The sequence below is a fragment of the Azospirillum picis genome, from assembly GCF_017876115.1.
Classification (GTDB): domain Bacteria; phylum Pseudomonadota; class Alphaproteobacteria; order Azospirillales; family Azospirillaceae; genus Azospirillum; species Azospirillum picis.
This window is the reverse complement of record NZ_JAGINO010000032.1, coordinates 26,643-49,264: the sequence shown is the minus strand read 5'-3', so window position 1 is coordinate 49,264 and position 22,622 is coordinate 26,643. Positions and strand designations below refer to the sequence as shown.

18 protein-coding genes are annotated in these 22,622 nt (G+C 68.3%); 14 read left to right on the top strand and 4 right to left on the bottom strand.

Annotated features, from left to right (window positions below; all coding sequences use genetic code 11):
- Positions 1 to 167: 167 nt before the first annotated feature.
- The 6 genes from J2850_RS28795 to J2850_RS28770 all read left to right on the top strand — a co-directional run bounded on the left by J2850_RS28795 (position 168) and on the right by J2850_RS28770 (position 9,564).
- On the top strand, positions 168 to 2,240 hold the full coding sequence (locus J2850_RS28795) for a tetratricopeptide repeat protein (protein ID WP_209990166.1): 2,073 nt from the start codon (positions 168 to 170) through the stop codon (positions 2,238 to 2,240).
- A gap of 2 nt (positions 2,241 to 2,242) precedes the next feature.
- Positions 2,243 to 3,865: a tetratricopeptide repeat protein gene (locus J2850_RS28790; RefSeq protein WP_209990163.1), complete on the top strand. Its 1,623-nt coding sequence runs from the start codon at positions 2,243 to 2,245 to the stop codon at positions 3,863 to 3,865.
- A 19-nt stretch (positions 3,866 to 3,884) separates the two neighbouring features.
- Entirely contained in the window at positions 3,885 to 5,099 is a 1,215-nt protein-coding gene (locus J2850_RS28785) for a glycosyltransferase family 4 protein (RefSeq protein WP_209990160.1), read from the top strand.
- Positions 5,096 to 6,646, top strand: coding sequence for a glycosyltransferase (locus J2850_RS28780; RefSeq protein ID WP_209990158.1), 1,551 nt, complete (start codon positions 5,096 to 5,098; stop codon positions 6,644 to 6,646). The genes J2850_RS28785 and J2850_RS28780 overlap by 4 nt, the downstream gene beginning before the upstream one ends.
- Positions 6,647 to 6,700: 54 nt before the next feature.
- Positions 6,701 to 8,386 (top strand): glycosyltransferase family 4 protein, encoded by a 1,686-nt coding sequence (locus J2850_RS28775; RefSeq protein WP_209990155.1) that lies wholly within the window; start codon positions 6,701 to 6,703, stop codon positions 8,384 to 8,386.
- 149 nt (positions 8,387 to 8,535) lie between these two features.
- Entirely contained in the window at positions 8,536 to 9,564 is a 1,029-nt protein-coding gene (locus J2850_RS28770) for a glycosyltransferase family 4 protein (protein WP_209990152.1), read from the top strand.
- Here the strand turns inward: J2850_RS28770 and J2850_RS28765 are convergent.
- Entirely contained in the window at positions 9,542 to 11,194 is a 1,653-nt protein-coding gene (locus J2850_RS28765) for a tetratricopeptide repeat protein (RefSeq protein WP_246513727.1), read from the bottom strand. The two genes, J2850_RS28770 and J2850_RS28765, sit on opposite strands and share 23 nt — an antisense overlap.
- Before the next feature lie 40 nt (positions 11,195 to 11,234).
- Here J2850_RS28765 and J2850_RS28760 point away from each other — a divergent pair, with 40 nt between their 5' ends.
- Both J2850_RS28760 and J2850_RS28755 read left to right on the top strand, forming a co-directional pair.
- Positions 11,235 to 12,281 carry a glycosyltransferase family protein gene (locus J2850_RS28760; RefSeq protein ID WP_209990144.1) on the top strand — a complete coding sequence of 349 codons (1,047 nt, stop codon included), beginning with the start codon at positions 11,235 to 11,237 and terminating at the stop codon, positions 12,279 to 12,281.
- A gap of 28 nt (positions 12,282 to 12,309) precedes the next feature.
- Positions 12,310 to 12,699: a class I SAM-dependent methyltransferase gene (locus J2850_RS28755; protein ID WP_209990142.1), complete on the top strand. Its 390-nt coding sequence runs from the start codon at positions 12,310 to 12,312 to the stop codon at positions 12,697 to 12,699.
- A 189-nt stretch (positions 12,700 to 12,888) separates the two neighbouring features.
- Here the strand turns inward: J2850_RS28755 and J2850_RS28750 are convergent, their stop codons facing one another.
- On the bottom strand, positions 12,889 to 13,569 hold the full coding sequence (locus tag J2850_RS28750) for a glycosyltransferase (RefSeq protein WP_209990139.1): 681 nt from the start codon (positions 13,567 to 13,569) through the stop codon (positions 12,889 to 12,891).
- A 339-nt stretch (positions 13,570 to 13,908) separates the two neighbouring features.
- Complete coding sequence (locus J2850_RS28745; protein ID WP_209990136.1) at positions 13,909 to 14,781, bottom strand: hypothetical protein; 873 nt, start codon at positions 14,779 to 14,781, stop codon at positions 13,909 to 13,911.
- A gap of 273 nt (positions 14,782 to 15,054) precedes the next feature.
- On the opposite strand from J2850_RS28745, the gene J2850_RS28740 reads away from it, so the two are divergent.
- A complete protein-coding gene (locus J2850_RS28740; protein ID WP_209990133.1) occupies positions 15,055 to 16,275 on the top strand; it encodes a glycosyltransferase family 4 protein in 1,221 nt (406 codons plus the stop codon).
- A gap of 17 nt (positions 16,276 to 16,292) precedes the next feature.
- On the opposite strand, the gene J2850_RS28735 is transcribed toward J2850_RS28740, so the two are convergent.
- On the bottom strand, positions 16,293 to 16,685 hold the full coding sequence (locus J2850_RS28735; RefSeq protein WP_209990130.1) for a hypothetical protein: 393 nt from the start codon (positions 16,683 to 16,685) through the stop codon (positions 16,293 to 16,295).
- A gap of 445 nt (positions 16,686 to 17,130) precedes the next feature.
- On the opposite strand from J2850_RS28735, the gene J2850_RS28730 reads away from it, so the two are divergent.
- From J2850_RS28730 to J2850_RS28710, 5 genes are all read left to right on the top strand, one after another.
- Positions 17,131 to 18,174, top strand: a complete 1,044-nt coding sequence (locus J2850_RS28730; protein WP_209990127.1) for a M23 family metallopeptidase — start codon at positions 17,131 to 17,133, stop codon at positions 18,172 to 18,174.
- Between the two features lie 10 nt (positions 18,175 to 18,184).
- On the top strand, positions 18,185 to 19,489 hold the full coding sequence (locus tag J2850_RS28725) for a tetratricopeptide repeat protein (protein ID WP_246513717.1): 1,305 nt from the start codon (positions 18,185 to 18,187) through the stop codon (positions 19,487 to 19,489).
- Positions 19,490 to 19,569: 80 nt separating this feature from the next.
- Positions 19,570 to 20,754: a 2OG-Fe(II) oxygenase gene (locus J2850_RS28720; protein WP_209990124.1), complete on the top strand. Its 1,185-nt coding sequence runs from the start codon at positions 19,570 to 19,572 to the stop codon at positions 20,752 to 20,754.
- 43 nt (positions 20,755 to 20,797) lie between these two features.
- Entirely contained in the window at positions 20,798 to 21,850 is a 1,053-nt protein-coding gene (locus J2850_RS28715) for a sensor histidine kinase (RefSeq protein WP_209990121.1), read from the top strand.
- Positions 21,851 to 21,853: 3 nt separating this feature from the next.
- Positions 21,854 to 22,468, top strand: a complete 615-nt coding sequence (locus J2850_RS28710) for a response regulator transcription factor (protein WP_209990118.1) — start codon at positions 21,854 to 21,856, stop codon at positions 22,466 to 22,468.
- The last annotated feature ends 154 nt before the right edge of the window (positions 22,469 to 22,622 follow it).

Here is a 22,622-nt window from a genome sequence, read left to right as displayed (position 1 = left end):
TTTTTGGAGAAAGGGATGAAGCGTCCCCAGATTCACGCATCCAAGCATGAATGCACCGTTTCTTGTTCGTTGCCCCGCATCTTTTCAGCACCTATGGTGCATGGCGTTTCTAACCGGTGCCTCATGTGATGACCGTGCCCTATTCTTTCGTAGATGTAGTTCCCCCCATGGATCTCATCGCCCATGCCAAGACACACTTCAAGGCCGGCCGGTTCTCGGACGCCGCGGCATGCTGTCGGGAGGCTCTGAAGTCCGGTCAAGCGGTCGTTGACAGCCTGATGCTGTTGGGGTCGATCGGCACATTGACGAATGCGGCACACGCATCGATCCCGCTGCTGCAATTGGCCGCTTCCCTGGCGCCAAAAGATATCTCGGTCCTCAATGCCCTTGGTCTCGCCCACCAAGCAGTCCAGAATCATGAGCAGGCTTGCCGCTATTTCGAGCAGGTGCTCACCTTGTCGCCGGGCCGGCCGGAAACCATCCGCAACCTTGCCCATGCCCAGGTGGCACGCAAGGACTGGAAAAAGGCGAAGGCGCTTTTCAGCCAATTGCATAGCAAGGGCTCGTTCGCACAGAAGGATTGGCTGCCCTATGCGCTTAGCCTCCATCACCTGAAAGAGCATCACCAAGCGATCGCATTGCTGCGCGAGTTCCTGAATATCGAACCACACAATGCCGATGCATGGCATGTCCTCGGCATGTGTCTTTACGATGCGAAAGGCGCATCTGCGGCAATTCCCGCCTATAAGACAGCCATTCAGAAAGATAAAAAGAAATTCAGCGCCTATCTGAATCTTACGGCTGTTTTTAACAAACATTCAAATCCGGGGGCAGCAGCGAGGACCGCTCGGGAGCTGCTGCGCACCGAGCCAAAGTATTTCGCCATTCATGTCAATTATGGCCTTGCCCTGGCCTCGCTCGGCAAAAGCCACGAGGCTGTTGCATCCTTTAAGGCGGTGATCGATAGCGATCCGGGCAATCATCCTTGCCATAGTAATTATGTGTTCTATAGCCAGTATCTCGACGACATCTCGCCAAAGGCCCTCTATGAGCGTCATCTCGCGTGGAGCATGCGGCATGCGGAACCGTTGCGGCGGTCCTGGCCCAAGCACCGCAACACTCCCGATCCGAACCGCCGCCTGCGCATCGGCTATGTCTCTCCCGACCTGAAAGGGCATTCCTGCGCCTGGTTCATGCTCGATCTCCTCGCACAGCACGACCACGCGGCCGTGGAGGTGTTCGTCTACGCCAACTTGGAGCAGGAAGACGGGGTTACCGCACTGCTGAAGCGCAACGTCGACGTCTGGCATAACGTCAGCACCCTTTCCGAGACGGCATGCGCCCGACAAATCCATGAGGACCGCGTCGACATCCTGATCGACCTGGCAGGGCATACCGCCCGCAATAGTCTGCTTACCTTCGCCTGCAAACCGGCACCGGTCCAGGTGACTTGGCTGGGCTATCCGGGCACCACCGGGCTGTCAGCCATCGACTATCGGCTTTCCGATCCTTGGCTGACACCGGAAGGCACGCCGGAACTGTTCTCCGAACAGATCTACAATTTGCCACGGGTTTCGCACTGCTTCCATCCGCCGGCAGCCCCGGAGCCTTCGCCGCTGCCGGCCCTGCGCAACGGCCACATCACCTTCGGCTCCTTCAACACCTTCGCCAAGATCTCCGACACGGCGGCCCGGCTGTGGAGTTCGGCCCTGGCCCAGGTGCCGACCGCAAGGCTGCTGCTGAAGTCACGCTATATCTCCAGCGATGAGGCCCGCGAGGCTGTCCTGGACCGCTTCCGGCGTGCCGGCGCCGACCTGTCGCGGATTGATCTGGTCAACGGCAACGAGCGCCAGCACGACCACCTCCAGCAATACGGCCAAGTCGACATCGCCCTGGACAGCTTCCCCTATGGCGGCATGACCACCACCTGCGAAGCCCTGTGGATGGGGGTTCCGGTGATCACGATGGCGGGGGAGCGGACCAGCGCCCGCTACGGCACCAGCGTTCTGAATGCGGTCGGGATGGGCGATCTGGTCGCGACCACGCCCGACGAATTCGGTGCCATCGCCGCCCGACTGGCCGGCGATTTCGACCGGCTGGCGCACCTCCGGGCAAACCTGCGCGCGCGGATGGCCAACTCGCCCCTGTGCGACGGCGCCGGCTTCGCCAGAGCGCTGGAGGCAGCCTATCGCGACATGTGGACCCGCTGGTGCCAACAGCAAGCCAAGGACAACGGGTGAGCGTGGCATCGCCCGCTCAGCCGCCCGTTCCGCCGGCCACCGAGACGCAACAGACCTTGGAGCATGCCCTGGCCTTGCTCCAGGCCGGGCGGGCGGGCGAGGCCGAGGCCCTGTGCCGCACCCTGTTGAGCCGACAGCCCCAGGACGCCGACGGCCATCACCTGCACGGCGTCGCCGCCTTGGCAAGCAAACACCTGGATGAGGCAGCAGCCAGGATCGCCCGCGCCGTCGCCCTGGCTCCTCAGGTCGCCCGCTTCTACACCAACCTCGGCACCGCCCAGCAGGGTGGTGGCCGATCGGAGCCGGCGGAGCGCAGCTACTGCCACGCGCTGCGGCTGGCCCCGGATCAGGCCGAAACCCGCTTCAACCTCGGCAATCTGCTGGTGTCGGCGGCACGGCTCCAGGACGCCGAGGCCGCCTACCAATCCGCCCTGGCGCTCCAGCCCGCACGCGGGAAATACTGGGCTAATCTCGGCAAGCTGCGGCTGCGCCAGCAGCGGCACGTCGAGACCTTGCGCGCCTATGCCATCGCGGATCAGGCACCCGGCGGGCCGTTTCCCGAGTCCGACGTCAACCGCGGCATGGCTCATCAGCGGCTCAACCAGCTGCCGCAGGCGCTCGCCTGCTACGAACGTGCCTTGGCGGCCTTCCCGGACAACGCCTCGGCCCACTGGAACCGCGCCTTGGCGCTTCTGCTGTCGGGCCGGTTGCAGGAGGGATGGGAGGAGTATGAATGGCGGTGGCGCTTGGCCGACAGTCCGCCGCGCGGCTTCGCCCAGCCCCTGTGGTCGGGGCAGCCGCTGGCGGACCGGACCCTGCTGCTGCATGCCGAGCAGGGGCTCGGCGATACCCTGCAGTTCGTCCGCTACCTGCCCTTGGTCGCCGCGCGGGTGAAGGCGCTGGTTCTGGAATGCCAGCCGCCGCTGCGCCGCCTGCTGGCAGACAGCTTCCCCGGCGTGACCGTCGTCGCTGCCGGCGAAGCATTGCCCGACTTCGACGTGCAGGCGCCGCTGCTCAGCCTGCCCAGGCTGTTCGCCACCACCCTTGACGCCATCCCCGGTGCGCCCCCCTATTTGCTGGCGGCAAACGGACGCACGGTACCGCCGCCGCGGCCCGGCACGCTTGCCGTCGCCCTGGTCTGGGGCGGCGACCCGTCCCACCGCAACGACCAGCAACGCTCGCTGGATGCGGCGGCATTGGCCGAACTGCTCGGCCTGCCCGGCGTGACCTTCTACAGCGTCCAAAAAGGCGCGCGGGCCGGGCAGTTGGCCGAGGCGGTGGCCGGTGCGCAATTGCCCACCGGCCATATCGTCGACCTTGGCCCGGAGATCGGCGATTTCGCCGACACGGCGGCGATCCTGCAGCGGATGGACCGGGTGGTGACGGTCGACACCTCGGTGGCGCATCTGGCCGGCGCCCTGCATGTCCCGGTCGACATCCTGCTTCCCTATTCTCCGGACTGGCGGTGGCTTCTGGAGCGCGCCGACAGCCCATGGTATCCTGCGGCCACCTTGTTCCGGCAGGCCGCGCCCGGCGAGTGGGGCGGGGTGATCCGCTCGCTCGCCAGCCATCTTTCCCGCATCCGCTCCGTCGCGACGGCCCATCCCGGCCGTTACTCCCGATGACCGTCTTTCCCGGCCAGCCATGAAAATCGTCTTCATCCACCAGAACATGCCAGGCCAGTACAAGCATCTGGCGACCCGCCTTGCCCAGAATCCCGACAACCAGGTGGTGTTCATCACCAAGCGCAAAGACCGCGACCTGCCGGGGGTCAAGCGCATCTCCTACGAGGTGGCGCGGGAGCCGAGCAAGACGATCCACCACTATCTCTACCGCTCCGAAGAGGCCATCCTGTACGGCCAAGCGGTGGTGCGCGTGCTGATGCAGATGCGCCGCGAACGCTTCATCCCCGACATCATCATCACCCATCCGGGATGGGGCGAGGCGCTGTTCGTCAAGGACGTCTTCCCCGACACTCCGCTGCTGAACCATTGCGAATTCTACTACCAGCCGCGCGGCCAGGACCTCGACTTCGATCCGGCACATCCGCCGGAGTTGGACTCGCTGCTGCGCTCGCGCATCCGCAACAGCCACCTGCTGCTGTCGCTGGAATCCTGCGACCGCGGCCTGACCCCGACCCAGTGGCAGCGCAGCGTCCATCCCCGCATCTTCCACAAGAAGATCGAGGTCATCCACGAGGGCGTCGACACCGCCGCCCTGCAGCCCGACCTGAACGCCACCTTCGAGTTGCCCGATGGCACGGCCCTGACCCGGCAGGACGAGGTCGTGACCTATGTCGCCCGCAACCTGGAGCCCTACCGCGGCTTCCCCACCTTCATGCGGGCAATCCCCCGCATCTGCGAGCAGCGCCCAAATGCCAAGATCCTGATCGTCGGCGGTGACGGCATCAGCTACGGCGCCGCCGCCCGCGACGCCGCCAACTGGCGGGAAAAGATGCTGGCCGAGGTGCCGGTCGACCCTTCGCGCGTCGTTTTCCTCGGTTATCTTCCCTATGACCGCTTCACCCGGATGCTGCAGGTCACCTCCGCGCACATCTATCTGACCTACCCCTTCGTGCTGTCCTGGTCGATGCTGGAGGCGATGGCGCTCGGCGCCCTGGTCATCGGCTCCCGCACCAAGCCGGTGGAGGAGGTCATCAGCCATGGCACGAACGGCCTGCTGGTCGACTTCTTCTCGCCCGACCAGGTGGCCGACCAGGTGGTATCGGTGCTGAAGAACCGCGGTGACTTCGCCGAACTGGCGCAAGCCGGCCGGCGGACGGTCCTGCGCAAATACGACCTCGCTCAGTGCCTGAAGCAGCAGATGGCCCTCATTCATTCCATGTTGGGCCGGCGATGACGCAAGCCGTCGCCGCAAAGCTGCTCGATCTTCTGCCAGCCGATGCGGCCCGCGTGCTGGAAGTCTGCGGGGCCGACGGGGCGCTGCGCCGCCAGATGGCCTTGCGCAACCCGGCGACGACCTTCGTCATCCTGGAAAAGCCGCCGGCGGCGGACCCTCCCGACCCGGCGGAGGTGCTGGGAGCGGCCGCCGGCTTCGATGCGCTGGTGCTGCACGACGTCTTTGTGACGGTGCGTTCGCCATTCGCGATGCTGGCGGCCCTGCTCCCCTGTTTGCGGCCGGCGGGCACCGTGCTGCTGGTCCTGCCGGACGGCTGGTGCCAGGAGCGGCTTGCGGCGTCGGGAGACCAGGGGCTGGTCGGTCTGCTGCAGAGGCTGCTGACCAGCGGCCCCCTGGAGGGCAGCGGCCTGACCGTCGACCTCGCCACCCGGGTTGCCGGCCAAGCCACCGGTCAGCCGGACGAACAGGCGCCCCGCTCCGTCGTGATCCTGCGGGTGATGCGGCAGGCGGCCCTTCGCCGGCTGCTGGTCGCGGCCATGACGCTGCGCCCCGTCGGCGCCTGCAATGACACCCGCATCGATCTGCCCAACGGCTTTCTCGCCACCGTGCCGGGGGTGCGGACCCAGGCCGGGGTCAACAGCCTCGGCCTCGCCAACTTCCTGCCGGGAGAGGAACGGATCGCGGTCCTGCAGCGGCGCATCGCCGGGCGGCAGGACATCGCCAATCTGCGCCAGCTCCTGCGGGCCGGCTACCTCCTGGTGTCGGAGTTCGATGACCATCCGGACCATTGGCCCGCCATCGGCGAGCAGGGCTACCTGACATTCCGCGGCGTCCATGCAGTCCAGACCTCGACCGATTTCCTGGCCGGAGAACTGCGCGCCCATAACCCCGAGGTGGCCGTGTTCCCCAATCAGGTCGCCACGTTGCCGCCTCCGAAGCCGCTCCTGAAGCCAATGCGCCGCGACGGCCGAGTCGTCCTGTTTTTCGGCGCATTCAACCGCGGCGATGACTGGAAGCACCTGATGCCAGGACTCAATCGCCTGCTGGCCGCCAACCGCAGGCGGGTCGGGGTGCAGGTGGTCCACGACCGGGCTTTCTTCGACGCGCTCGACACGGCGGACAAGGCCTTCATGCCGACCTGCGGCTATGAGGGCTATATTCAGGCCTTGCAGCGGTGCGACATCGGTCTGCTGCCGCTCGACGACACTTTGTTCAACCGCAGCAAATCCGACCTCAAATACATCGAGTGCGCCGCCCATGGCGTCGCCGCCCTGGCCAGTCCGGTGGTCTACGGGGACGCCATCCGTGATGGCGAAACCGGCGTGCTGTTCCGCTCGCCCGAGGAGTTCGCCGACCGATTGGGCCGGCTGATCGAGGACATCGCCTGGCGCACCGGCATGATCGAGGCCGCCTATCGTTACGTCCGCGATCACCGCCTGATGGCCCAGCATTTCCGCAAGCGGCTGGCCTGGTACCGCTCCCTCCTGGCCCGCAAGGAGGAGCTGGACGCCGGCCTTTACGAGCGGGTTCCAGAGCTGCGGCCCTGACCCGTGCCCGCAGGGGCCGACACCCATCCACGAGCACGAAGACAAGCGCCAGCCATGCCGCCAGCCACGCCCGCCACCGCTGCCATCTATTATCATCCGGACGCCTACTCGATCGGACGCTCCGACCTGAAGGGCCGACACGCCGCCGGAGCCGGCTTCCTGTCGGCGCTCGCCCGGCATCATCAGGCTCCTGCCCTGCAGTGCGCCACCGCCGACCGCCGCTCGGCGGTCGAGTTCGCCCGCCTGGTGGAGCAGGCGGCAGGGCGTCCCCGGCCGGTGGTCTGGCTTCCCTCCAGCGAACCGGCCAAGCTCGCCGCAGCCGGCTGCCTGTTCCTGCCGGGCCCGTCGCTCGGCGACGCGGCGTGGCAGCGGCGCGTGCATGACCAGCGTGCCTACAGCCTGTGCGGGGTGACCCACACCATCTGCTCCAACCGGGTCATGGATGCGTTCGGCGACTACATGATCGCCCCCGTCCAGCCCTGGGATGCGTTGATCGTCACCTCCCGTCCGGCACGCGCCGCCATCGCCTCGGCGCTGGAGGGCTGGGGCGACTATCTGCAAAGCCGCTTCGGTGCCCCAGCCCTCAACCCGATCCAGCTTCCGGTCATTCCGCTCGGGGTCGACTGCGACCGGTTCGCCGATACGCCGGAGCATCGTGCGCTCGGCACCCGGCTGCGGCAGGCCCATGGCATTGGGACCGACGACGTGGCGGTCCTGTTCTTCGGCCGGCTCTCCTTCCATGCCAAGGCGCACCCCTTGGCCATGTTCCTCGCCTGTGAGCGCGCCCAGCGGCGCAGCAAGCGGCGCATCCACCTGATCCTGACCGGCGCCGCCAGCAACCCGGAGATCGAGCAGGAATTCCGCGAGGGAGCCCAGCGCTATTGCCCGTCGGTCAACACCATCCTGTTGGACGGGTCCGACCCGGCCCACGCCTTGTCGCCGTGGTTCGCCGCCGACATCTTCATGTCGCTGTCGGACAACATCCAGGAGACCTTCGGTCTGACCCCCATCGAAGCGATGGCCGCCGGACTGCCCGTCCTGGTCTCCGATTGGGACGGCTACCGTGACACCATCACCGACACCGAGGTCGGCTTCCGTATCCCGACGCAGATCCCGCCGGTGGGAGGCGGGCAGGAGCTCGCGCTCCGCCACCTCCTGGAGATCGACAGCTTCGACCGCTACATCGGCGCGGTGAGCCAAGCGACGGCCGTGGACAGCGATGCAGCCGGCGACGCGCTGCTTCGTCTGGTCGAGGATGCCGGCTTGCGCCACCGGATGGGCGAGGCCGGTCGGCGGCGCGCGCGCAGCCTGTTCGACTGGTCGGTGGTGATCGCCGCCTATGAACGGCTGTGGGAGGAGTTGGCCCAGTTGCGGGCCTCGGCACCGGAGGTGGCACCCCGCCACCCGGATGCCCCGGCCATTCCGCTGCGTCCCGATCCCTTCGTCATGTTCCAAGCCTTCGCCACCCGGCAGATGGGGCTGGAGACGCGGCTGTCCTGCCCACATGAAGCCCCGTTGGCGGTGCTGGATGGCATCCTGGCCTCCGCGATGAACAGCTTCGCCATCGGCACCCTGCTGCCGGTGGAGGAGATCCGTCGGCTCCTGCAGCATCTCGGCACGGCCGAACGGCGGCTTGAGGAGCTCTATGCCCTTGTTCCGCCGGAACGGCGGGAACGGGTCGGCCGCACCGTCGGCTGGCTGGTCAAATGCGCGCTCGTCGAAGCACGGCTGGCATCCTGACAAGGCCACCGAGCGGCGGCCTACCGGAAGGTCGCCTTGCCGGGGCCGCCCGCCCGGCCTAAACCGGTGCCAACGCTTCTTTCCCGTCTATGCCACCGGCGTGACCGTCACCGCCGGAAGCGACGCCGAGGGCACGAGCGATGAGAATATTGGCTGTTTCGGGCAATCTCGATTATTCGGGCTCCTCGCTTGCCCTGTATCGCTTCTTGCGGGAGGTGGTCACGGGAGGTTTGGCACAGCCGCACGAGGTCGAGGTGTTGTGGGGCAGATTGGGCCCGCCGGCACTGAAGGACGCGTATGGCACGGTCGGCATTCCGGTGATCCTGAACGCTGCCCCCAAGGCCTATGACGTGGTGCTGTGCAACTCAATCCTGACCGGGTCCCTGGTTCGCCGCTGTGCCGACCAGTGCCCGGTGGTCTGGTGGATCCATGAGCCGCGGTTCGGCGCCGACATGGTCCGCCGCGGCCCCGATCTCCCTGCTGCCTTCACCGCGGCGACCCGCATCGTCTTCCCAACCCGCTGGCAGGCCACCGATATCTATTCCGAGTGGCTGGCGCACGAGAATTGGGTGGTGGTGGACAATGGTGTGAACGTCGACCTCACGCCGCAACTGCGGCCCGCTGACCTGCCGCCCGGGTGCTTCACTATCCTGCAGCTGGGCGGGGTCGAGCGCCGCAAGGGTGCCGACGTGACGTTGGAGGCGGTGCGCCGGCTGGCCGACCCTCGGGTGCATCTCGTCTATGTCGGGCCGCGCCACCCCAACTTCATGCCCGAGCTGACGGCCGAGGAAGCCGCCCGCATTCGCTTCGCCGGCCCCAAGCCCGAGACACAGGTCGCAGCCTATCTCCAGCATTGCGATGCGCTGTCCTGCCCGACGCGCGACGATCTGGTCAATCTGGCGATCCTGGAAGCCTTGCAGAGCGGCCTGCCGGTCGCTGCCAGCAGCTTCGGCGCCATCCCCGGCACCATCCGCCACGATTGGAACGGGCTGCTGTCTCCGGTGGGCGATGCTACGGCACTCGCGGCCAATCTGGCGCGGCTGCGCGATGACCCGGCTTTGCGCCGACGCCTGGCGATCAATGGGCAGGAAACCCACCGCGAGCGGCACACCGTCGCACGGCAGCGCGACGCCCTGCTGACGATCCTGGAGGAGGCTAGCGCAACGGCTCGCCGGTGAAGGCCGCCGGCCGATCCCGCAGATCCCGACACACCCTCTCGAAGACAGGCCCCCAGTCGCCGACCCTCCCTTGCCGGTAGAGCCGCATCGACGGGTACCAGGGGCTGTCCTCGCGCCCGGTGAACCAGCACCACAAGAAACCCGTCTGCCGCGCCAGCAGGGTCCAGACCGGCACCCCGAGCGCGCCGGCGACATGGACCGTGGTGTTGCTGATCGAGATCACCAGGTCGAGGGCAGCGACCTGCGCGGCAAAGCCGTCCAAATCGCTCAACGGGTCGATGCTGTCGTCATGGATGATCGGCACGCCCTGGTCGCGCCGCACCGCCTCCAGCTCGGCCGAGCGGTCACCATACTGCAGATCGACGAAGGTGATGCCGGGCAGGCGCAGAACCGGCGCCCACAAGATCAGGGGCGCGCTCTTGAAATCGCGGTGGAGGGGATTGGCCGAGTGCCAGGAGATGCCGACCAGCCGGTTGCCGCCGGCCATCGCGCGGTACCGCGCCCTCAGAGCCGACGTCCGGTGCGGGTCCGCGTTCAGGTAATGCGACCGGCGCGGGAAAGCCCCGAAGTCCGGGCGCAGCCAGCGGCCAAGATTGCCGAGCGCGCATTGAGCCCCCAGGTCATCCGGCCATGCCGGCGGGTGCGGCGGCTCGCGGCGCGGCACCACCTCCACCCGCGGAAAGGATCGGGCGAACAAGGGCACCAGTCGGGGAGCGGCTTCCAGAACGCAGGCGATGCCGCGCTCCTCCAGATCGGGGATCATGCCGGCCAGCAGGATTTCGTCGCCCACGCCCAACTCCCCCCAGGCGAGCAGCCGTCTGCCGCCGAGCGGGCCGCCATCCCAGACGGGCAGGGCGGACCGCAGGTCCGCAGCGGCGGCGGCACTGTTTCCAGCTGCCTGCCAACGTGCCGCATAGTTGCTCCAGCCTTGCGCCAAATCGCCGGTCAGCAACTGCGCCAGCCCGAGGTTGCTGCGCGCTTCGGCATATTCCGGATCGAGCGTCAGCGCCCGGGTGTAACAGCGCATGGCAGCATCCGGACATCCCTGGAATTGCAGCAGAATACCGAGATTGCCATGGGTTGCCGGCAGCGCTGGATGCAGCGCGACCAGAGCACGGCCGGCAGCGACGGCCTCCGTCAGCTCTCCGGAAGTGCGCAACGCGTCAAGCAGCCCGTGGAAGCCGGCGCCGTTGTGCGGCGCCAGCCGGACCAAACGACGAAAGGCCGTGATTGCCATCGCGCCACGACCACACTCCCGAAGGAGTGCCGCCATGTTATGGAGCAGCACCGGCTCGGCAGGCTGCAACGCCAGGGCACGGCGGCAGGCGGCGAGCGCATCGCCGGATCGGCCCAGACGATGTAAAGCCGCCGCCCGATTGGCGTGCGCCTGGGCATGACCGGGGCACACCGCCGCCGCATGCGCGAACAGACTGGCGGCACATGCGGCATGGCCATCGCCAAGCGCGATCAACCCCAGCAGATGGAGCGCCTCTCCCTCATCCGGGCTTGCGGCCAAAAGCCGCTGACACAGCTGTGCAGCCTGCTGCCTGTCCCCCATCTGGAACCAGCGACGCGCTGCCGCCAAAGGGGCAGCCGCGGAGAACGGGCTTTGCGGCAGCGGCGGGGACATGGTGCTCACGCTCTGATGGAACCGGCCGGCACTATGGCGTATGGAAGAGCAGCTTGACCACCCAAGGCTCGCACGGCTGCGCTTCATGAGGCTGATCTGGATTGTTTCGGGGCCCCTGGAGCAGCGGGGCGACCGGCTGTTCTCCGCCCTGGGCAGCCATCGGCTGCGCTGCCTGGAACCGGTCGCAGCGCTCGCCCGCCGAGGGCACCGCATCGCCCTGGTCCGGGCCGAGACGCTCGATCGTAGGTTGGCGTCCTCCGAATGGGGGGCCGCCGACGCGGTGATCGTCGCCAAGCAGTTCACCGACATCGCCCCCCATCTCCAAGCGGTGAAGGGCCATGGACCACGGATCGTGGTCGATCTGTGCGATGACGTGCTGGGACTGGAACATCTGCGCGGCACCTACGCCCGGCTCCTCGACGTTGCCGATGCCTGCACCGCCGCCAGCCCGGCTCTAGCCGAGCGGATCAGAGCCGCCCGCAACCGTTTGGTAGAGGTGGTGCCCGATTGCGTGGAAGGGGAGGCCCGGCCCCCCGCCTTTGCGCCCGCGCCCGATCGGCCGCCTCGGCTTTTGTGGTTCGGCCAACCGGGCAATCTCGACGCGCTCGATGCCGCCCTTGCGGAAGTGGGGCAGCGCATTCCGGGAGCCACCCTGGACATCGTCACGCGACTGTCCCCACCCGTCACCGCGCGCTTCCCCGACGGGCGCGACGGCCTGTCCATCCGGTGCCTGCGCTGGTCGATCGAGACCATGGACAAGGCGCTGCACGCCTGTGATCTGGTGGTGATCCCCAGCGCTCCCACCGACGGCACATGGGTCAAATCCTCCAACCGCGTGGCGACGGCACTGTGGGCCGGGCGGCTGCCGGTGGCCTTCCCATTGCCGAGCTATCGATTCCTTGCCGGCAGTGCGCTGCTGTGCGAGGCGATGGCCGAGGGTGTCGCCCGGGCGCTTGCCCAGCCCGAGGAGATGCAAACGCGCATCGCCCTCGGTCAAGCATTGATCCGCAACCATTTCACGCCGGATGCCGTCGCCACCGTCTGGGAAGCGGTGCTGGGCAACATCCTGGGCTCGCAAAGTCGGTGAACGCTTCCTTCACAATGGATGCCCCCTCATGACCACCATTCCCGCCCCGGCTGCCTTGCGCCTCAATCTCGGCTGCGGCGACAAGCTCCTGCCGGGCGACATCAACGTTGACGTAGCCCCCAGCCGCAACGGCGCGACGCCCGATCACCTGTGTGATCTGCGCAGGCTGGCCCCCTTCACCGACGACAGCGCCAATGAGATCCTGGCGGTCCATGTCGTCGAGCATTTCTGGCGCTGGGAGGTGGTGGATGTGCTGCGCGAATGGGTAAGGGTGCTGAAGCCCGGCGGCACGATGATCCTGGAATGCCGGAATCTGGCCACCGCTTGGCAGGAATTCCTGAAGGACCCTGACGGCACCGCCGGAAGCGGGCCGGAGGCGCAGCGCACCATGTGGGTGCTCTACGGCGACCCGGCATGACGCGATCCGTTGATGTGCCATCACTGAGGCTATAACTCCACGCAGCTTGGCCCAAGTGATGCACGAGGCCCGGCTACAGGCACTGCGCCGGGAGCCGGCCCGCTTTAAGCTGGGCGAGCCCCGTGACATGCGGGTGGTAGGCGAGAAGCCCGCCCATTGACGGGCGGGCCTCCGCCACTTGGGCCAGTGCTATCTCTGCATCGCATACAGCATGTGCTCGCGCTCCTGCAGCCACTGGTCGGCGTAACCGCAATCGCGATAGCTGTCGAAATAAGGGCCGCCGATCGTGTAATGGAGATTGGAGATTTCGCCCGCGGAAGCCGGCTGGTCATAGTCGACCAGATGGTTCCAGCGGTGCGGCAGCGCGCCGATCAGATCATCGCTGCCCAGCCAGTGAAACTGATGCAGTTCCATGCCGGAGGCCGTGTTGACATACTCCGGCGTCAGAGCGGTGCAGCGGGCATTGTTGAACAGCATCACACTCGACCAGTTCTTCTTGGCATAGCGCGTCTGCGGCTGGTCGAGGAACTTTTGCTCCTCCTGCGGCACATGGTCGTGCTTGACCACCTGTACGGCATAGCGGTCGTCCGCCAAGTCCCAGAGCTTGGCGATGTCGTCCAGCACCAGCATGTCGCAATCCATGAAGATCGCCCAGCCCTGGTACCCGCACAGATGCGGCACCAGGAAGCGGGAGAAGGAGAAATCCGTGGATTGCAGCGGATGCCGCTCCCGCCACATCAAGGCCCCCAGCTGTGACAGCATCAGCGGGGTGATGCTGACCGGGCGCGACGCCCGCACAGTGATGCTGTGCTCCAGCACGCTGAAGGCCACCGCCTCGCGTGGGTCGTAACCGATGAAAACCTTGATCATTCGTGAAGCCGCCATAGGAGAGTGCGAGCCGGTCTTGCGATGGGCCGGCGGATCGTAAGGGAAGCACCCCTGCTGCTCAAGCTTGGCTCCGGCGACATTTTGGCAGGGTTCCGGACAGCAATCCTGAACGCGAAATCCTCAGCAAAAAGAAAGGCCAATGGGTTGCCCCATTGGCCTTTTATGGAACCGGCTGCCGCATCGTGGGACGCAGCATAAATGTGGTTGAGTGGCTTTCCATAAGATAAGGGATGAGGGAAAATGGCACAAGGTGATTCGTCCCGATGCAGGCTTTTGTTCCCGCACTGCAGCCATGTCGTTCTGCAATCCTCCTCTGCTCGCTCACGCCTCAGCCATGGTCCGCACTTGCCTCTCCAAGTAGCGGTTGCAGACGTGGTGAATCTCCAGAAAGCTGGCACAGGAGATGTGCGGCTTGTAAACCCGGAAGCTGCGCATGATCCCCAAGGTCGCGGCGCTCTCCAACGGCCCGACGAAGCTGGTGTCGTGGTCAAGGAAGAAAGGCTTGTCCCGCCAGATCCGCATCTGCCGCTCGTCCAGAAAGAAGCAGCCGGAATGCGGATTTGACGGGCGTTCCAGCACCAGTGGCCGACCCAAAAACTCGCCGTGGATGTTTCGGCGGTCTTGCGCAGCGACGCTGCCCCGCGGCAGATACTCCAACTCGGCCCGATCGATGTAAAGTTTCTGGAACCCCGACATCAATGCCGTTTCATAGCGATTGGGCAGCAGCACGCAAGTCTGGCCATGCTGCGCGTTGAACATGGCCAACTTATCGAAGAAGTTCGCGTCGGCGATGACGAGGTCGTCTTCGATATACCCATAGACATCGTAGCGCCCCAGCCGCTCGGCCAGCAGCCCATGACAGGCAAAGCCGAGCATCATCGGCTCGATATCGATCGGCCGGTGTTCGTAGAACCCCTGCGGCAGGTCCAGTTGGTCGAGCAGATGATGCCCGCCGGTCGTGACCACCACCACATCGATGCTGGTCACGGAACCAACATTCGAGCGACGGACGATGCGTTCGGTGCCGCGGCTGGACATCATTCCTTGGGAGCCGAAATGGCGTCGGCAGGCGATGATCGCCTCGCGCAGCGCCTGGATGCGGTCCAGGCGATCGCCGTGCGTCGAGCCGTAGCGGGTCTCCGCCTCCGGTTTCGGTGGCCCACAATAATGCGGGATCGTGATCAAGATGCGCATGATGCGGAAGGTCCCGACGGCATGAAGGGCAGGAGGGGCGACGTTTAGCGTGTGGCCCCCGTCTGTCAAGACGGTGCGCACAGCCAGCTCCCCTTCAGGGAAGCGGATTGCCATCGAAGCAGGATTTTGGCATGAAGGCCAAGCTGTTCGAGGTCCCGCGGCGGCCAAACGGTGGCCAAAACGCCCACTCGCCGGCAAGACCTGAAACCAGTCGACAGGGCGCAGGGCCGGTCCAGCGTTCCATCACAGCCATACAAAGCGGCTTTTTACCTGATGACCCAAAGAAAAATCGACCTCGGCGGCGGCGCCCGCAAGGTCGGACTCGTCTGGCAGATCGGCAGCTATTCGGGCTGGGGGATCCTTGGCCTGCATGTCGCCCGCCGGATGCTGGCGGCGGGCGACCTCGACCCGATGCCCTTTTACGGCCTGGGGTCGCTCGACCGCAAAAGCATCGAGCCGGCGCTGCTGGAGCGGCTGGAGACCAACGCCACCGCCATCGCCACCGCCATGGCCGCCCGGCCCGACCCGGCCAGCCCGGTGCAAGGCACCTTCCCAATGCTGCACGGGCTGGGCAACGGGCTGATCCAGCCGGCGGGGGCCTTCACGCTGAGCGGTGTTCCGGATTTGGCCATCGTCTTCCTGGAGGACACCCGGCTTGATGCCTCGGCGATCGCGCGCGGCCGCCGCTTCGCCGCCATCGCCGCCGGGGCGAGCTGGACCGCCGAGGTGCTGCGCGGTGCCGGCCTCACCCAAGTGACGGTCTGCCCGCAAGGCATCGACCCCGCGATCTTCCACGCCGGGCCACCGCGCACCCACGCCCGCGACCGTTTCATCATCTATTCCGGCGGCAAGCTGGAGTTCCGCAAGGGGCAGGACATCGCGGTCGCCGCCTTCCGCCGCTTCCACCAGCGCCATCCCAACGCCCTGCTGGTCGCCGGCTGGTTCAGCCCCTGGCCGGCCCTGGCGAGCACCATGGCGCGCTCGCCCCACCTCGAGCACGCCCCGCGGCTCGATGACAAGGGCCAGGTCGACGTCGCCGGCTGGTTGCGCGACAACGGCCTGCCGGACGGCTCCTTCCAGGTGGCGCCGCCGGTGCCCAACGCGGCGATGGGCCGGCTGCTGCGCCAGGCCGACGTCGCGCTGTTCCCCAACCGCTGCGAGGGCGGCACCAACCTGGTCGCCATGGAGGCGATGGCCTGCGGCGTACCGACCATCCTGTCGGACAACACCGGACACCAGGACCTGATCGCCGACCTGCCCTGCCATCCGCTGCGCCGCCAGGGCAGGGTGGAGGAGGGGCCGGACGGAGCGGCGACCGACGGCTGGGGCGAGTCCGACCCCGAGGAGATCGTCGAGGCGCTGGAGCGCGTCTACAGCGACCGGACGGCCGCCGCCGTTATCGGGGCCGGGGCCGCCCGCCGCATGCAGGAGGCCTGGACCTGGGACATCCGCATCGACCGGATGCTGTCCGAACTGGGCTTGCGGGCCGGCTGAGCGGCGCGGGGAGAACCTCAGCGGCGCCGGCGGGCCAGCAGCCGGGCCAGCAGCCGCACCGGTGCCGCCATGTCCCACCAGGCCGAGGCCAGCACCGCCTCCACCGCCCGTGCCGCCGGCAGGGCGGCAAGGCGGGTCTCGTCCGCCCCGCCGAAGCGCCGGCGCAGCGGCGCCGACAGGCTCCAGGAGCGGGACTCGAGCAGGCCGTCCAGGCGCGCCGTCCAGCGCCCGGCGGCCTCGCCGGCGACCGTCTCCTCCAGTGCCGCCGCCAGCCGGTCCCGCTCGTCCCGCAGGACGTCCAGGGACTTGAGCGCCGCATCGCGGTCGGCCCCCAGCCTGGATGCCGCCGCGGCACCGCGCGCCAGCCGGGCCTCCAGCCCGAGCGCCAGCCGCAGCAGATCGCCGACCATCTCCTCCCTCCCGTCAGCCGGCATGCCCGGCGCCAGCAGCGGGGCCAGCCGGGCCGCCGCCGGGCATGGAGCAGGAGCAGGGGACAGGTCGGTGGTGGCGCCACCGGCATCACCGCCAGGGCGTGGCCGGCCAGCAGCAGCCGATGCCGCCGCTGCCGGCAAGCCCGGCGACCTCGTGGGTGACGATGCAGACGGACAGGGCAGGGCGGCGGTCGGGCATGGCGTTGCATTCCGGGAGGGCTGCGGGCAGTATCCTCGCCACCCCATGACCCTGGTCCCGAGGGGACCGGGGTGCAGGCGGTTGAGGGTGGGTCCGTAAAACGGGCGGCCCGAGGAGTAGCGCCACCCCCTGTTCCAGGCCAAGCCACTTCCACGCCCCATCCGCCGCCTTCCGTCCCTCGCATCCGACCATGGCCTGGTCCATGGTCCGGCTGGAGTTCCCCCAATGGTTTCATCCGCCCCGCCCCGCCGGCTTCGCTCCGCCGCCCTGGCCGCCATCTGGGGAGCGATCCTCGCCCTCCCAGCCGCCGTGGCCTTGGCCGCCCCGGCCTTGGCCGACGCGCCGGTGCTGGAGTTGCCGATCGACTGCCGGATGGGCGAGCGCTGCTTCGTGCAGAACTACGTCGACCATGATCCCAGCCCCGACCGCCGCGACTACACCTGCGGCCGGCTGAGCTATGACGGCCACACCGGCACCGACATCCGGCTTCCCGACCATCCGGCGATGCGCCAGGGGGTGGCGGTGCGCGCCGCCGCCGCCGGGGTGGTGCGGGCGACCCGCGACGAGATGGACGACATCGACATGCGCGAGGCCGACCCGGCCAGCCTGCGCAACCGCGGCGGCGGCAACACCGTCATCCTCGACCATGGCGACGGCTGGCAGACGATCTACGCCCACCTGCGCCGCGGCAGCGTCGCGGTCAAACCCGGCGACCGGGTGGAGGCCGGCCAGACCCTCGGGCTGGTCGGCCTGTCCGGCCTGACCATGTTCCCGCACGTGCATTTCGAGGTGCGGCGCGGCTCGACCGTCATCGACCCCTTCATCGGCGCCGCCGGCAGCCCCGCGGCCGACTGCCACACCGCCCGCTCCCCGCTGTGGAGCGCCAAGGCCGCCGAGGCCCTCGCCTACCATGAAAGCGGCGGGCTCGGCGCCGGCTTCGCTGCCGCTCCGCCCGATCCCGAGAAGACCCGCAAGGGCGACAACCGCGCCGACACGCTGGGCCGGGACGCCGACACCCTGATCTACTGGGTCGACGTGCTCGGCACCCTGGCCGGCGACGAGACCTGGTTCCGCATCGTCTCGCCCAAGGGCACGGTGCTGTCCGAGCGGATGAACCGGCTGGCCGCCTCCAACGTCTCCTGGTTCGGCTTCAGCGGGGTCAAGCGGCCGGCCGAGGGCTGGGCGCCGGGCAGCTACCGCGGCGTGTTCCGCCTGGTGCGCGCCGGCAAGCCGGTGGTGGAGATGGAGCGCCGCATCGACATCCGCTGAGGCCGTGACCATGCCGTCCCCGCCCGACCGCCTGCCCGATAGACCGATGGACCGCCGGCTGGCCGAAATCGATGCCCATTACCACGCCGGCCGTCTGGACGCGGCGGCGGCGGGCTGCCGTGCCGTGCTGAGTGAGGCCCCCGGCCATGCCGGAGCCCTGCACCGCCTGGGCGTCCTGCACCATCTCAGCCGGGACGACGCCACGGCCGTCCGGCTGCTGGCTGCCGCCGCAGCGGCGGGACACCGCGCCGCGCACGGCGACCTCGGCGTCGCCCTGATGAAGGCCGGCCGGCCGGACGAGGCGCTGGTCCAGTTCCGCACCGCCCATGCGCTCGCCCCCCAGGACCCCCGCGCCGCCTACAACCTCGCCATGGCGCTGCTGGCCGCCGGTGCCATCAAGGAGGGATTCAGGCTTTACGAGGCGCGATGGCGCCTGAAGGGTCCCACCCCCTGGGTCACGCACTGGGACCGCTTCTGGGATGGACGCCCGCTGGCCGGCGGGACGCTGCTGGTCCATGCCGAGCAGGGTTTCGGCGACAGCCTCCAATTCGCCCGCTATGTCCCGCTCGCCGCCGCCCGCGGCGCACGGGTCGTGCTGGCGGTGCCCGGCGTGCTGCGCCGGCTCATGACCGGGCTTGCGGGTTGTGCGCAGGTGCTGTCGGAGGGCGAGCGCATCCCGGCCTACGCCGCCCACGCGCCGTTGATGAGCCTGCCGCGCCTGCTCGGCACCACGGCCGGCAACATTCCGGCCACGCTTCCCTACCTGGCGGCCCCGGCGACGGCATCGCCCCCCTCCACCGGTTTCTCCCCCGATGGCCGCCTGCAGGTCGGCCTGGTCTGGGCCGGCCGGCCGGAGGATCCGGACGACCGCCACAGATCCTGTCCGCTGGCAGCGCTCTCGCCGCTGCTGGCGCTGCCGGGGGTGCGGTTTCACAGCCTGCAGGTGGGGGCCGCCGAAGCCGCCCTCGACCGGGTGGCGGGCGGCGCGGCGGTGGTGCGGCATGGTGGGAGCGTGGGCGACTTCGCCGACACCGCGGCGGTGATCGCCGGCCTCGACCTGGTGATCGCCGTCGACACCGCGATCGTCCATCTCGCCGGCGCGCTGGGCAGGCCGGCCTGGGTGCTGCTGTCGGCCGATCCCGACTGGCGCTGGATGCGCGGCCGCGCGGACAGCCCCTGGTACCCGACGCACCGGCTGTTCCGCCAACCGCAGCTCGGCCAGTGGGAGCCGGTGGTCGGGCGCCTGCGCATTGAGCTTGCCGCCCTCATCGGCACCCGTCGCCCGGCGCTCGCCGCTCCCCCCTGTGAAGGTTGACAGGTGGGCAAAGGACGGACAACGCCGCACACTCGCGCGAACTGGCCCTATGCGGCCGCGCCCTGCGAGTTCCCGCTCCCATGCTCTCCCTGTCTGCGCCGGGCTTCCTGCGCCCCGGCGATCCGGCCCCCTGGTTCGTCGCCGAAACTGCCACCAACCCCCGCTTCCACGCCGACACGCTGGGCGGGCGTTACATCCTGCTGGGGTTCCTCGGCTCCGCCGCCGCCGAGCCGGCCGCGCGCGCCCTGGCGGCGCTCAGGGCGCGACGGCACCTGTTCGACGATGTGACGGCCGCGGTCTTCACGGTGTCCTCCGACCCGCAGGACCGCGAGCGGCTGGCGGCAAGCTACCCCGGCCTGCGCGCCTTCCGGGATCATGACCTGGCGGTCGCCCGCCTCTATGGCGCGGCGGTCATCCGGCGCAGCGGCAGCGGCGACGCCCTGGTCTATCGGCCGCACTGGCTGCTGCTCGACCCGCTGCTGCGGGTGATGGCCACGGCGGGGCTCGACCAGACCGACGCCCTGCTGGACATGGTGGCCGGCCTGCCGGATCTGTCGCTGCATGCCGGAACGGACCTCCCGGCGCCGGTGCTGATCCTGCCGCGGGTGTTCGAGCCCGATTTCTGCCGGATGCTGATCGGCCTCTATGAGACCCACGGCGGCGGCGAATCCGGCTTCATGCGCGAGGTCGACGGCAGGACGGTGCCCGTCTTCGACCATCGCCACAAGCGGCGCTCCGACCATACCATCGCCGACCCGGCGATCCGCGACGCCGCGCGCACGCGCATTGAGCGGCGGGTGCTGCCGGAGATCCGCAAGGCCTTCCAGTTCCGCGTCACCCGCATGGAGCGCTACATCGTCGCCTGCTACGACGCGGCCGAAGGGGGCCATTTCCGCGCCCATCGCGACAACACCACCAAGGGCACCGCCCACCGCCGCTTCGCCGTGTCGATCAACCTGAATGCCGAGGAGTTCGAAGGCGGGGAGTTGTGCTTTCCCGAATTCGGGCCGCGCCGCTACCGGCCGCCGACCGGCGGGGCGGTGGTCTTCTCCTGCTCGCTGCTGCACGAGGCGGCACCGGTCACCGCCGGCCGGCGCTATGCCTTCCTGCCCTTCCTTTACGACGAGGCCGGCGCGCGCCAGCGGGAAGCCAACAACGGCTTCCTCGGCGAGGGGGTCGGGGCATACCGGGCGGCCACGCCGGCCGCAGAACCGGTTCCCTCCGCTCCAATGGCCGTCGCGGACGTCACTCCAGCTCCCTTATGATGGCGCCCTTTCCCTGAACGCCGCGGGTGGGTCGTCCGAAACCATGCTTGGTGCCGTCCCCAACCTCCGCCCCTTGATCGCCGCCATCAACATGACGGCAATCGGGGCGGTGTTCCTGTTCGATGCCGTGACCCCGGCGGACAATGTCTCGGTGTGCTTCGCCTACACCATCCCGATCGTGCTGAGCATTCTGGAGGGCGGGCGGCGCACGATGGCCTACACCGCGTGCGCCATCGTGCTGACGGCGCTGGGCTCCTTCATCCAGCCGCCCGACGACCGCATCAGTCTGGTGTTCGTCGCCAACCGGCTGATCGCCGCCTTCACGCTCTGCATGATGGCGCTGCTGGTGCGCTACCGCCTTGCCATCGAGGCCGGCCTCCAGGCCATGCTCGACCGGCAGCGTGAGCAGACCGATCGGCAGCGCCGGTTCATCCGCATGCTGTCGCACGAGGTCCGAACGCCACTGACGGTGATGGACGGCCACGCCTACCGCCTGATCAAGCGCGGTCCCGCACTGTCCGCCGACGAGGTGCAAAGGCGGGCGCAGACGATCCGCACCGCGGCGGCGCGGATCGACGGCGTCATCGCCTCGGTTCTGACCATGAGCGCGATGGGGACGGAGCAGATGGCTCCCACCCTCCGGCCTGTCGACTTGCGCACCTTGCTGGATGGCCTGGCCCAGGCCGCGAGCGAGGGCGGCACCGTGATCTCGTGCGACCTCGACCGGCTGCCGGGGCACCTCGACGCCGACCCGCTGCTGTTGACCCAGGCGTTCGAGAACCTGATCGGCAACGCGATCAAATACGCCCCCGCTGCCTCGCCGATCACGGTGAGCGGGGCATGTGAGGAGGGGGAGGCCGTGGTGCGGATCACCGACCGCGGCAGCGGCATCGCGCCGCCCGACCTGCCCCAGGTCTTCACCCCCTATTTCCGCGGCGCCAACAGCCGGAACGTGCCGGGAGCCGGCATCGGCCTGCATCTGGTTTCGTGCGTCATCGCCGCCCATGGCGGTACGGTGTCGCTCGACAGCCGGGTGGGGCAGGGCACCACGGCCACCATCCGCCTGCCGCTCCGCTCCCCATCCACCCCCTCGTGAGCCATGGCGAACAAGCCCAAGCGCATCCTGTGCATCGAGGACGACCCCGACACCCGCGGGCTGCTGGTGGAGGAGTTGGAGGAGGCCGGCTTCACGGTGACGGCGGCGGCGGACGGGCTTGCCGGTCTGGAGGCCCTGAAGCGGGATCGCCCCGACCTGATCCTGTGCGACATCGACCTGCCGGACGTCAGCGGCCTGGAGGTGCTGCAGAGCATCCCCGAGCTCGGGCAGGGGATGCGCGCCATCCCGTTCGTGCTGCTGACCGCCTACGGCCAGCGGGAGAACCAGCTGGCCGCCCGCCGGCTCGGCTGCGACGAGTACATCGTCAAGCCCATCGACTTCGAGCTGCTGGTCGAGGTCATCCGCAACCGCATCACCCGCAGCCGCGCTCCCGTGCGACCGGACGTCCAGCTGACCGAGCGCGAACGCGAGGCGCTGACTTGGTCGGCCCGCGGCAAATCCTCGGCGGACATGGCGGTGCTGATGGGGGTGAGCGAGCGGACGGCGAATTTCCACATCGACAACGCCATCCGCAAGCTGGGCGTGGCCACCCGCATCCAGGCTGCGGTCAAGGCGTCCCTTCTCGGGCTGGTCGACGGCTTGGGCCCGGACGCCTGACGCCATCTGACGGGCAGCGCCTGGAGGAGCGGCGTTCAGCGAAATGACGGCGATGCCAACCCTAAGATGAGGCGCCACGCGGAAACGCATTCATATCGTGAATGCAGGGGCGGTGCTCGGCAAACTCGATCTGCGAATAATGTCCACCCATCAG